The organism is Herbaspirillum sp. B65, from assembly GCF_000333555.1.
Lineage (GTDB): Bacteria > Pseudomonadota > Gammaproteobacteria > Burkholderiales > Burkholderiaceae_D > Herbaspirillum > Herbaspirillum rubrisubalbicans.
Window position 1 is genome coordinate 1 of the sequence record NZ_BADI01000730.1, and the last position, 10,871, is coordinate 10,871.

Sequence of the window (10,871 nt, forward strand, 5' to 3'; positions counted from 1 at the left end):
TGCGCATTCCTGATGCCGGTCCAGGTGCAGGCCAACGAGGCGGTGATGCCCGCGGTGGAAGTCAAGATACCGCTGCAGCTTCCCCCCGAAGCGACTGCCCGACCCGCCTACCTGGCACGTTCCCAGCGACGTTTCGATGCGGCCAGCCCGATCATCGGCGAGTTGCAGGGCGGGCTGTTCTGCTCACGCAAGAACGACATCGTCTGGAACCAGAAAAGCGCCGAGCTGCTATTGCCGACCAATGCCATGTTTGCGCGCTTCCGCCGCGAGTTGCAGCAGTATGGCTATCCGGTCCCGATGCCGGTGGCGCAACCCTTGTTCCAGGAAAAGACCGACGCCAATGCCCCAGGCACGGGCGACAAGCCTCGGCCGCAGGATTTCAATCTGCAGGTGGGGGTGATCGTGTCGCAGGTGCAGACCAATCTCTGTCTCAAGGGTACTAATACCTGGACCGGCGAAGCCTATGTTCGCCTGGAATGGCAGGTCTTCGCCCCCGAGCAGCGCAAGGTGATCTATCGCACCACCACCGAGGGCGTCTACCGCGCCCGTGACAAGAACTTCGAGGGCGCGGTCCCGCCCATGCCGGTAGAGGCATTTGCCGTGGCGGTGCGCAACCTGCTGGCCGATCCCCAGTTCGCGCTGGCTGTGCAGGCGCCCTATGACAGCGTGGCCGCTGCTGCCAATGCCAACCTGCCGCAGGGCACGACCGACCCGGTGGCGCCGGGCAGCCCGGTACTGATCGATAACCAGCCCGCCGAACATCCCGGCAGCGATATCGCCAAGGTGATGCCCGAACTGCGCTCGGCGGTGGTGACGGTATTGACCGAGCGCGGCTCCGGTACCGGTTTCTACATCGGCAGTTCCGGCTGGCTGCTGACCAATTACCACGTCATCGGCGGCGCCCAGTCGGTGCGGGTGCGCCTGCCCACCGGACGCGAACTGGTGGCCCAGGTCGCGCGGGCCGATGCCGCGCGCGACATCGCCCTGCTCAAGACCGAGGCGCCAGGGGTGCGGCCCATGCCGCTGCGCAACGGCGAGCCGGGCGTGGGCGAGGATGTCTATGCCCTGGGTTCGCCCCTGGGTGACGCCTTCAATACCACCCTCACCCGCGGCATCTTGAGTGGCGTGCGCATGGTGCGCGATCTGGAGTTCCTGCAAAGCGACGTGGCCATCCTGCCCGGCAGCAGCGGTGGCCCCTTGCTGGACAAGTCGGGACAGGTGGTGGGCATCACCGTGGCCGGGCTGGGGGCCAAGGGGCTGGCCGGGATGAATTTCTTCATTCCGGTGGGCAGCGCCATCGAGCGATTGCATCTGCAATTGCAGAATCAGAATCAGGGGCAGAGCCAGGTCAGCAAGAAGCCCTGACCCCGGCCAGTCGGTTCAACAAGAAGATGCCGTGCGCGGGGGACCGTGCACGGCATCTTCGTTTCCAGCCCTGCTGGAGCGGCTCAATCCCACGCAGGCGCAAAGTCTGGATTGGCCAGTCGCTCGCCCCGATCAAGGCCGGCAATGGCCTCCATCTCGGCTGGACTCAGGCGCAGCGTCTGTGCCGCCAGGTTGGCGGCCAGGTTCTCGCGCCGGGTGGAAGAGGGGATCACCGCAAAGCCCTGCTGCAGCGACCAGGCCAGCGCCACCTGCGCGGCCGAGACGCCGTGGCGGGCGGCGATCTCCAGCAGGGTGGCATCCTGCATCACCTTGCCATAGGCCAGCGGCATGTAGGCGGTCAGGTGGATGCCTTTGGCGCGGGCGAACTCGACCACCTTGCGGTTTTGCAGGAAGGGATGGATCTCGACCTGGTTGGTGGCGATCTGCTCGGCGCCGATGGCCGCGATGGCTTGCTCCATGTGGGCGATGGTGAAGTTGGAAATGCCGATCTGACGCGTGAGTCCCTCGGCCTTGGCCTGCGCCAGGGTGTGCAGGTAATCGGCCACCGGCAATGCGTCATCGGCGGCGGGCCAGTGGATCAGGGTCAGGTCGACCTGCTCCAGGCGCAGCTTGTGCAGGCTGTCCTTGAGGCTGGGGATGAGCTTGTCGCCGGCCAGGTTCTCGGTCCAGATCTTGGTGGTCACGAAGAGGGCATCACGTGCCACGCCACTGTCGGCGATGGCCTGGCCGACTTCGGCTTCGTTGCCGTAGATCTGGGCAGTGTCGATGTGACGATAGCCCAGTTCCAGGCCGGTACGCACCGAGTCGATCACTTGCTGGCCCTTGAGGCGGAAGGTACCCAGGCCGAGAGGCGGGAGCGAGGCGATATGCATGAATGTGTCCTTTCCAATGGTGCGGCGGGCCCGATAACGGCAACCGGGCTGCCGGATATGAAGATAAGCGACAAGTATCGACCACTTCCTTTCCTGCAAGAACCAGCGCAGCCACAAAACATCATTGACTCACGCTCAATAATCCACGCGGCGGCGGCGTCGACCTTGGCGATTTGGTAACGCTACCAGCGGCGATGCTAGAATGCCGGCCATGCCAGAGCCCCGCGATTTCCCCCCCGAGTCTTCCCCCGAGCCCCACCGCGACTTCCGCGAGGAGGACGGCGCCGAGCCGCGCCGCCGTGGTCCGCGCAAGAGTGCCGGTGGCGTCACGCTGCGCGATGTGGCGCAGTTGGCCGGAGTGGCGCCCATCACGGCGTCGCGCGCGCTCAATACCCCGGCGGCGGTCTCGCCCAAGGTCTTGCAGAAGGTGCGCGAGGCGGTGGAGAAGACCGGTTATGTGCCCAACCTGCTGGCCGGGGGCCTGGCGTCCAACAAGAGCCGGCTGGTGGCGGTGGTGGTGCCCACTGTCATCGGGCCGGTGTTCCAGGAAATCGTCCATACCCTCACCGAGACCCTGGCCGCCGCCGGCTACCAGGTCATGCTGGGCCAGAGCGGCTACGAGAATTCCCGCGAGGATGCGCTGCTGGAAGCCATCATCGGGCGCCGTCCCGATGGCGTGGTGCTGACCGGCATCATGCGCTCCCCGCAGGCGCGCCAGCGCTTGCTGGCCAGCGGCATCCCGGTGGTGGAGACCTGGGACCTGACTACCTCGCCCATCGATATGCTGGTGGGCTTCTCGCATGAGGCCATCGGTCGCGAGGTGGCGCGTTACCTGCATGGACGCGCTCGCCAGCGAGTGGCCGTGGTGGGCGGGCGCGATGAGCGCAGCCAGCGGCGCATGAATGCCTTTGCGCAGCAAGCCATGGCGCTGGGGATGCACCAGGGGCCGGCTCCGCTGGCCATGCATCACGTCAGCGCGCCGACCACGCTGGGGCAGGGCCGCCAGGGACTGGCCGAGCTGTTGCAGCGCCAGCCGGACATCGATGCCATCTTCTGCAGCTCCGACCTGCTGGCGCTGGGCGTGATGATCGAGGCACAAAGCCGTGGCATTGCCATTCCCGAGCAACTGGCGGTGGTCGGTTTCGGTGACCTGGAATTCTCGCGCGACCTGCAGCCGCGCCTGACCACGGTGCGCATCGACGGCACCGGCATCGGCCAGCGTGCCGCGCGTTTCATCATCGACCGCGCCGCCGGCATCGAGGTGGCTGAACGCATCATCGACGTGGGCTTTTCCATCATCGAGCGCGAGAGCGCCTGAGGCGCAGTCTCTTTCCTTCATCTATGTCGTGCTGAAAGGCAGTTTTCAGACCATTGACACTTGAATTTGGTACCGCTACCATTTGCCCGTTGAATTTGGTAGCGCTACCAAAGCAAATCTGCTTGCTCCACAATACTTCAGTTCCCTTTCACTAAAAGAGAAGGCTTAGCCATGAACCAGCCCGCCATCGCTGCCGCTGTCCCCGATTCGTCCGCCGCCCTGCACAAGGGCGCCCCGCGCGTGACCGAGATGCGCGTCATCCCGGTGGCCGGGCATGACAGCATGTTGCTCAACCTGTCGGGCGCCCACGGTCCGTATTTCACGCGCAACATCGTCATCCTCACCGACAGTGCCGGCCACACCGGCGTGGGGGAAGTGCCGGGCGGGGAGGGCATCCGCCAGACCCTGGAAGATGCGCGCGCATTGGTGGTGGGGCAGTCCATCGGCAATGTCCAGGGCATCCTGAACCGTGCGCGCAGCGCCTTTGCCGATCGCGATGCCGGTGGCCGCGGCTTGCAGACCTTCGACCTGCGCATCGCCATCCACGCCGTCACCGCGCTGGAAGCGGCGCTGCTGGACTTGCTGGGGCAGTTCCTGGAAGTGCCGGTGGCGGCATTGCTGGGTGAGGGCCAGCAGCGCAGCGAGGTGGAAATGCTGGGTTACCTGTTCTACGTGGGCGACCGCAACAAGACCGATCTACCCTATCTTTCGGCCCCGGATGCCGCCGACGACTGGCTGCGCCTGCGCCACGAAGCCGCCATGACGCCCCAAGCCGTGGTGCGCCTGGCCGAGGCCGCCTATGCGCGCTATGGCTTCAATGACTTCAAGCTCAAGGGCGGCGTGATGCGCGGCGAGGAAGAGATCGTGGCCGTCACTGCCCTGGCCGAACGCTTCCCCAAGGCCCGCATCACGCTCGATCCGAACGGCGGCTGGCTGCTCAAGGATGCGATCCGCCTGTGCCGTGACCAGCATGACGTGCTGGCCTATGCGGAAGACCCGTGCGGTGCCGAGGAGGGTTATTCCGGGCGCGAGGTGATGGCTGAATTCCGCCGCGCCACCGGCTTGCAGACTGCTACCAACATGGTAGCGACCGACTGGCGCCAGATGGGCCATGCGATCTCGCTGCAATCGGTCGATATCCCGCTGGCCGATCCGCATTTCTGGACCATGCAGGGTTCGGTACGGGTAGCGCAGATGTGCAACGAGTGGGGCCTGACCTGGGGTTCGCACTCCAACAACCACTTCGACATTTCGCTGGCCATGTTCACCCACGTGGCCGCCGCCGCGCCGGGCAAGATCACCGCCATCGATACCCACTGGATCTGGCAGGAGGGCCAGCGCCTCACGCGCGAACCGCTGCAGATCGTGGGCGGCAAGGTGCAGGTGCCGAGCAAGCCGGGCCTGGGCGTGGAAGTGGACATGGCGCAGATCGAGGCGGCCCACCAGACCTATCGCAACATGGGCCTGGGCGCGCGCGATGACGCCGTGGCCATGCAGTACCTGATCCCGGGCTGGAAGTTCGATCACAAGAAGCCTTGCCTGGTGCGCTGAAGGCGGCGCCTTTCGACCTGAAATTGGACTTATGCATTGCTATAGGCACCCACCCAACTGGAGGGCGGGTAATGGTCTGTCAGGTGAATATTTCTTCCCATGTGAGGTGATGGAGGGAATTCTCCGCAAATGAGGATGAACAATTAGAACTCATTTCATAAATAGGCGTGAGTGCGAGCGAGTCCCGTTTGGGATGAAGTGCAAGGCGCGAATTTGGGTCAAGACTGGGCGTCTTGACCCAAATTCGTAACGCAGCAATTCGCCCAAACGGGCCGCTCCCTTCGGGTTCTGCCCAGAAAGGGCGTTGTTTTCGTCAACGTGCTGGTCGAGCAACTGGGTGCGCCAGTGCCGGCCTATCCTACCCTCATCATCACCGGCGCACTTTCGGCCAGCGGTCGTTATTCGCCGGCGCTGTTGCTGCTGTTGGCGGTGTGCGCGGCACTGATGGCCGATTACGTCTGGTATCTCGCGGGCCGTCGCTATGGGCGCCAGATCATGTCGCGGCTGTGCCGCATTTCGCTCTCGCCGGACTCCTGCGTGCGCCAGACCGAATCGATCTACCTGCGCTGGGGCGCGCGTTCGCTCTTGCTGGCCAAGTTCATTCCGGGCTTCGCCTCGATTGCCAGCGCTCTGTCCGGCACCATGGGTACGCGCCGCCTCAGCTTCGTGCTGTGGGATGCGGCGGGCAGTGCGTTGTGGGCAGGGCTGGGGATTTTCCTGGGCTCGCTGTTCAGCTCGGCCGTGGATGACCTCTTGAACGTGCTGGCCGAGCTGGGCCATTACGGCATGTTGATGATAGCCGTGGCGCTGGCCGCCTTCGTGGCCAACAAGTGGTGGCAGCGGCGGCGTTTCCGCAAGTCGCTGGAGATGGCGCGCATTTCGGTGGATGAGTTGAATACCCTGCTGGAAGCGGGCAATGCCCCCACCATCATCGATGTACGCTCGCCGCTGTCGCAACAGGATGGCCGCATTCCGGGCGCCGTGACGATTTCCAACCAGGAAATCCAGACCTTCGTCTTCGATGGCCCGGTAGAGGGCGAGGTGGTGGTCTATTGCGCCTGTCCCAACGAAGCCTCGGCGGCCCTGGTGGCGCGCCAGTTGATGCGGCGCGGCTACACGCGCGTGCGGCCGCTGACCGGGGGCATCGATGCCTGGCGCGCGGCCGGTTACGCCATCGACGTCTGAATCGCCGTGCCCTGGCGGATGGTCTTGGTGACCGGGGTCTTTTCGCAGATCTCGGCCAGGCGGGTCAACTGCTCCGGGGTGAGCGTATTGCCGAAGCTGATCTTGCGGGTGATGGTTTCCAGACCGCTGTCGTCGCGCCCGAAGTGGGCATCCACCGAGATACTGCCCAGCTCCCAGCCCTTGCGGTCGGCATACATGCGCAAGGTCAGCGAGGTGCAGGAAGCCAGCGCGGCCAGCAGCAATTCATAGGGGGCCGGGCCGCTGTCCTTGCCGCCATTGTCTTCGGGTTCGTCGGACTTGAGCTGGTGGCTGCGCGCCTTGATGTCCTGGGCGTAGCCGGCGGCGTTGTGCAGGGTGACGTGGGCCATGGGGTCTCCATTTGATCGAGGTGGAAGTGGCGATTGTGGCACGGGTGTGTCCAGTTTTTTGTCTTCAATATGGCTGAAAACAAAGAAAAATCGTCGCTCTTGAGTTATTCAAGGCGGCGATTTTTCCTTTATTGATCGGTGCTACGGCTACAACAGGTCTTTATGGTCAATATTTGGTATCGGTAGCGCTAGCAGCGTTAGAAGTTGAGCTTTGATCTTGTTCAGCGGCCTGTGCCTTCATTTGCTTAAGTTCTTCTTCTGATACTACTCTTTCATTGTCAGCCATCGGGGCCGCCGTAGGAACCTGTTCTTGTCGCTCAGGCACGATCACGGCCTCAGCGGAGTGGGCTGATTTGACTGCTGTCGGTGGAGTTGGGGGGCTAACTTCAACGGGAGGCTGAACGGAAACCGTCTCGGTCGGCGCGATCACTGGGCGAACTGCTTCTTCCGTTTTTTTGTTTCCGCCGAACATTGCGACTGCAATACCAATTGCGATGATTCCGCCCAAGATTGAACCCAGGCCAGGCCCGACTATTTTGACGTTTTTGCTTTTGCAGTTAGGGCATTCGCGAGATAGGTTTTTCCCCTTTGGATACCACGTGTAATGGCAATCCTTGCACGTGTTTTGGCTGCGCTTAGTAGCTGCCATATCTTCCCCCTAATTGTTGATATCAAATCCCCAAGTGATAACGCAAACGGAAAATCTTAGATTCGTTAGCGGTCTAAGTTAAAGCTTTTTATAACAAAATCTCGCGAAACGGTTTTGCATAAGTGTGAACGGCTCGGTCGAGTTTTCGACCGAGCCGTCAAAGCATTACTTCTTCGTTGTAGCGTTCGTGGTCTTAGAAAAATCTAAACTGAACGGTATAACGCTATTAACGCATGAAAAGTTTTTTGCCTGGGGAAACTAGTCGATCAGGCGAAGTTCTTGGCCACGAAGTCCCAGTTGATGATGCCCCAGTAGTTTTCGACATACTTGGCGCGTGCGTTGCGGTAGTCGATGTAGTAGGCGTGTTCCCACACGTCGACCGTCAACAGCGGCTTGCTGTCGGTGGTCAGCGGGGTGCCGGCGCCGGTGGTGTTGACGATGTCCAGAGTGCCGTCAGCCTTCTTGACCAGCCAGGTCCAGCCGGAACCGAAGTTGGCCAGGCCCTGCTTGGTGAACTCGGCCTTGAAGGCGTCGAAGGAACCCCACTTGGCGTTGATGGCGTCAGCCAGCGCGCCGCTGGGAGCGCCTTGACCCTTGGGGGTCAGGCCGTTCCAGTAGAAGGTGTGGTTCCACACCTGAGCGGCGTTGTTGAAGATGCCGCCGGAAGATTTCTTGATGATCTCTTCCAGGGACAGGTTTTCGAATTCGGTACCCGGGATCAGGTTGTTCAGGTTGGTCACATAGGTCTGATGGTGCTTGCCATAGTGATATTCCAGGGTTTCCTTGGAAATCGTGGGCGCCAGCGCGTCCAGATCGTAAGGCAGTGCCGGAAGGGTATGTGCCATGATGAATCCTTTCAGTCTTGTTGGTTTGCTACGAAGGGGTCTTTTCCGAACCTGAGATTCTAAAGCGGAAGACAATTCTTTGCACTCGATCAAATGCGGCGGCAATCAGGCTGGCGTCCGCCGCCAGGGCGGCAATGCGAATGGTTCCTGTTGGCGTCACAGTGCCGTATCTAGAGGCAAGTCCGTAGATGCCAGCACCGGCAAGACGTTCCAGCTCATCTGCATGGCCATGGCTGGCTCCAGCAGGCCGGATGTCGCATCTGGTCAGCCTCACGCGCGGAAAAAGCTTATGCGAAAAAAGTCTGCCACAGCGGTCAATAGGCGCTGCCATCGACCCTGCATCTGTCTTCAATCCAGCCGCGGCTGGACGCTGGCAATGCCGACCTCGGCGCTGCCCTGGGCCAGGCGGATGGTGACCTCGCTGCGCGCGGCCAGTTCTGCCGGGGCGTGCAGGACGCGGCCCTGGCGGTCGCTGACGATGGCGTAGCCGCGTTCCAGGGTGCGTTGCGGGTTGAGCAGTTCGAGCTGGGTATGCCAGCCCGCCAGCACCTGCCGCTGGCGCAGTTGCTGGGCTGCCTGTGCGCCTTGCAGGCGGCGCGCCAGGTCGTGCAGGTCGCGCCGGGCGTGGGCGGTGTCGGGGATCTGGTGCGCCAGATGGGTGGAGAGTTGCTGCAGGCGGTGGCGCATCCGGGTCAGCGGTACGCGGGTGGCGTGCGAGAGCCGGGTTTGCAGCGCTGCCAGCTTGACCCGCTCATGCTGTATATACGCGCCGGGATTGACCAGGCGCCGTGCCAGCCAGTCCACGCTCTGGGCTTTGTCGGTCAGGCTGCGGCGCAGGGCGCGGGTCAGGTCCAAGGCGTGACTGCGCAGCTCGGCCAGCCAATCCTCGCGGGCGGTGGCGGCCAGCTCGGCGGCGGCCGTGGGGGTGGGGGCGCGCAGGTCGGCGGCGAAGTCGGCGATGGTGAAATCGGTTTCGTGGCCCACGCCCGAGATGACCGGCATGGCGGCGGCCACGATGGCGCGCGCCACCACCTCTTCATTGAAGGACCATAGGTCTTCGATACTGCCGCCGCCGCGGCAGACCAGCAGCACATCGCATTCGGCACGCGCCGAGGCGGTCTGGATGGCCGTGGCGATGCGCTGGGCCGCGCCTTCGCCCTGCACCGGGGTGGGGTAAAGCACTACTTCCACATGCGGGGCGCGCCGGCGCAGGGTGGTCAAGACATCGCGCAAGGCTGCTGCCTGGGGGCTGGTGACGATGCCGATGCGGCGCGGGAAGCCCGGCAGGGCGCGCTTGCGCTCACGGTCGAACAGGCCTTCGCGTTCCAGGCGTTCCTTCAGTTGCACGAAGGCCGCATACAGGTCGCCCACGCCGGAGCGGCGGATCGCTTCCACGTTCAACTGGTAGTCGCCACGCGGGGCGTAGAGCGTGACCAGGGTGCGCACCTCGACCTTATCGCCCTCGCGCGGCATGAAGCCGGCGTACTGGGCGCGGCCCTTGAACATCACCGCGCGCACCTGGGCGCCGTCATCCTTGAGGTTGAAATACCAGTGGCCGGAGGCGGCGCGGGTGAAATTGGAAATCTCGCCCTTGACCCAGATCAGCGGGAAGTTGCGCTCCAACATGCGCGCCACCGCCTGGTTCAGGGCCGAGACCGTCAGCATGGGCGGGCCGCCATCGGTGGCAGTGGCCGCTGGCATGGCTTCCGGGCGCGGGCGGGCAGTGGGGAAGGGGGGGAACTTGTCGGCGGGCATGGGACGTAGGCACTTCAGGGGCGATACAATGCTGCATTGTAAAGCCAAGCCGGCTCCGCTTGCCCAGGCGCGCACAACCGGCTACATTCTGCACCGCAGCAGACGACCGTTCGCCAGCGCTCGGTCGGGCTGCTTCAGCTGCATCCACTGTCATCCGTTCATCAGATTCATCCGCATTTCATTAGGAGTACGTTTTGCTCGCCATCATCCTCGCCGCCGGCTGGCCGATCTGGCCCTTGCTGATTGCATCCATCATCGGCCTGGCGCTGGTCATCGAAAGACTGGTCTACCTGCGCCGCGCCCGTATCCTGCCGCCCGACCTGCTGGGCGAGGTGGTGCGGGTCTACCAGAGCGGGCGCGTCACCGAAGACGTGATCGACAAGCTGGAACAGAATTCGCCGCTGGGCCAGGTGCTGGCTGCCGGCCTGCGCAACGTGGATGCGCCGCGCATAAGAAGGCGCATTATGCCTCAATTTGGGCGCTGCTTTTGCGTTGCAATAAATGATAGAAGACCATGCCGGCCTGGTCGGCGCGCACCACTTCCCAGGCTTGCATCCAGGCGGGGGCCTGCGCGCCGTGGAGCGCATATTCGGCCTCGACGTAGACCAGGCCGGAGGGCGTGAGCAATGACATGCACGCTGGCAACACTTTTTCCAGCCAGCCCTGGTGGTACGGCGGGTCGATAAAGACCAGGCTGAAGCCGCCCGGTTCGCGCTGGGCGGCGTTCTGTACCGCGGCCAGGGCGTCGCCTCGCACGATGGCGATGCTCTCGGCCTTGAGCTTGGCGCGGTTGGCTTCCAGCTGGCGCACCGCCGGTCCATTGTTTTCCACCATCACCACGCGGAATAGACCACGTCGGCCGGGGTCAAGGGCTTGCCATCGTGGAACACCACGCCCTTCCTCAGCTTGACGGTCCAGGTGATGGCATCGGTGGTGATCATT

9 protein-coding genes and 3 pseudogenes are annotated in these 10,871 nt (G+C 63.3%); 5 read left to right on the forward strand and 7 right to left on the reverse strand.

All coding sequences use genetic code 11. From position 1 onward, the window contains the following. A partial coding sequence (locus tag I5W_RS17180) for a S1C family serine protease (RefSeq protein ID WP_050010684.1) occupies positions 1-1,365 on the forward strand: 1,365 nt, incomplete at its 5' end. Positions 1,366-1,448: 83 nt separating this feature from the next. Here I5W_RS17180 and dkgB read toward each other — a convergent pair. Further along, positions 1,449-2,258 (reverse strand): 2,5-didehydrogluconate reductase DkgB, encoded by an 810-nt coding sequence (dkgB, locus tag I5W_RS17185; protein WP_044530131.1) that lies wholly within the window; start codon positions 2,256-2,258, stop codon positions 1,449-1,451. Between the two features lie 202 nt (positions 2,259-2,460). Here dkgB and I5W_RS17190 point away from each other — a divergent pair, with 202 nt between their 5' ends. The 3 genes from I5W_RS17190 (at position 2,461) to I5W_RS17200 (ending at position 6,312) form a co-directional block, all read left to right on the forward strand. Further along, positions 2,461-3,576 carry a LacI family DNA-binding transcriptional regulator gene (locus tag I5W_RS17190; protein WP_044530132.1) on the forward strand — a complete coding sequence of 372 codons (1,116 nt, stop codon included), beginning with the start codon at positions 2,461-2,463 and terminating at the stop codon, positions 3,574-3,576. Positions 3,577-3,747: 171 nt separating this feature from the next. Next, a complete protein-coding gene (gudD, locus tag I5W_RS17195) occupies positions 3,748-5,127 on the forward strand; it encodes a glucarate dehydratase (RefSeq protein ID WP_044530133.1) in 1,380 nt (459 codons plus the stop codon). Positions 5,128-5,415: 288 nt separating this feature from the next. Beyond that, positions 5,416-6,312 (forward strand): DedA family protein/thiosulfate sulfurtransferase GlpE, encoded by an 897-nt coding sequence (locus I5W_RS17200; protein ID WP_044530134.1) that lies wholly within the window; start codon positions 5,416-5,418, stop codon positions 6,310-6,312. Here I5W_RS17200 and I5W_RS17205 read toward each other — a convergent pair. The 4 genes from I5W_RS17205 to xseA all read right to left on the reverse strand — a co-directional run bounded on the left by I5W_RS17205 (position 6,294) and on the right by xseA (position 9,929). Then, entirely contained in the window at positions 6,294-6,680 is a 387-nt protein-coding gene (locus tag I5W_RS17205; protein ID WP_044530135.1) for an OsmC family protein, read from the reverse strand. The genes I5W_RS17200 and I5W_RS17205 overlap by 19 nt on opposite strands. A 166-nt stretch (positions 6,681-6,846) precedes the next feature. Beyond that, entirely contained in the window at positions 6,847-7,329 is a 483-nt protein-coding gene (locus tag I5W_RS31425; RefSeq protein ID WP_148289132.1) for a hypothetical protein, read from the reverse strand. Positions 7,330-7,595: 266 nt separating this feature from the next. Continuing rightward, the gene (sodB, locus tag I5W_RS17210; RefSeq protein ID WP_013233193.1) at positions 7,596-8,174 is read right to left on the reverse strand and encodes a superoxide dismutase [Fe]; all 579 of its coding nucleotides are present in this window, start codon (positions 8,172-8,174) and stop codon (positions 7,596-7,598) included. A 348-nt stretch (positions 8,175-8,522) separates the two neighbouring features. Further along, positions 8,523-9,929, reverse strand: a complete 1,407-nt coding sequence (gene xseA, locus I5W_RS17215; protein WP_017454356.1) for an exodeoxyribonuclease VII large subunit — start codon at positions 9,927-9,929, stop codon at positions 8,523-8,525. 194 nt (positions 9,930-10,123) lie between these two features. Between xseA and I5W_RS33490 the strand changes: the two are divergent. Beyond that, a pseudogene (locus tag I5W_RS33490) lies at positions 10,124-10,378 on the forward strand (MotA/TolQ/ExbB proton channel family protein); the annotation flags it as partial. A 13-nt stretch (positions 10,379-10,391) separates the two neighbouring features. Here I5W_RS33490 and I5W_RS17225 read toward each other — a convergent pair. Together I5W_RS17225 and I5W_RS34270 are read right to left on the reverse strand one after the other, a co-directional pair. Further along, positions 10,392-10,784 (reverse strand): annotated as a pseudogene (locus I5W_RS17225) (RsmD family RNA methyltransferase); the annotation flags it as partial. Next, positions 10,772-10,871 (reverse strand): annotated as a pseudogene (locus I5W_RS34270) (ABC transporter substrate-binding protein); the annotation flags it as partial. The pseudogenes I5W_RS17225 and I5W_RS34270, both read right to left, overlap by 13 nt.

Excerpts from the sequence above, each read along its gene's own strand:
- I5W_RS17205 (WP_044530135.1), bottom strand. The coding sequence starts at position 6,680 with ATGGCCCACGTCACCCTGCACAACGCCGCCGGCTACGCCCAGGACATC.
- dkgB (WP_044530131.1), bottom strand. The coding sequence starts at position 2,258 with ATGCATATCGCCTCGCTCCCGCCTCTCGGCCTGGGTACCTTCCGCCTC.
- sodB (WP_013233193.1), bottom strand. The coding sequence starts at position 8,174 with ATGGCACATACCCTTCCGGCACTGCCTTACGATCTGGACGCGCTGGCG.
- I5W_RS31425 (WP_148289132.1), bottom strand. The coding sequence starts at position 7,329 with ATGGCAGCTACTAAGCGCAGCCAAAACACGTGCAAGGATTGCCATTAC.
- I5W_RS17190 (WP_044530132.1), top strand. The coding sequence starts at position 2,461 with ATGCCGGCCATGCCAGAGCCCCGCGATTTCCCCCCCGAGTCTTCCCCC.
- xseA (WP_017454356.1), bottom strand. The coding sequence starts at position 9,929 with ATGCCCGCCGACAAGTTCCCCCCCTTCCCCACTGCCCGCCCGCGCCCG.
- gudD (WP_044530133.1), top strand. The coding sequence starts at position 3,748 with ATGAACCAGCCCGCCATCGCTGCCGCTGTCCCCGATTCGTCCGCCGCC.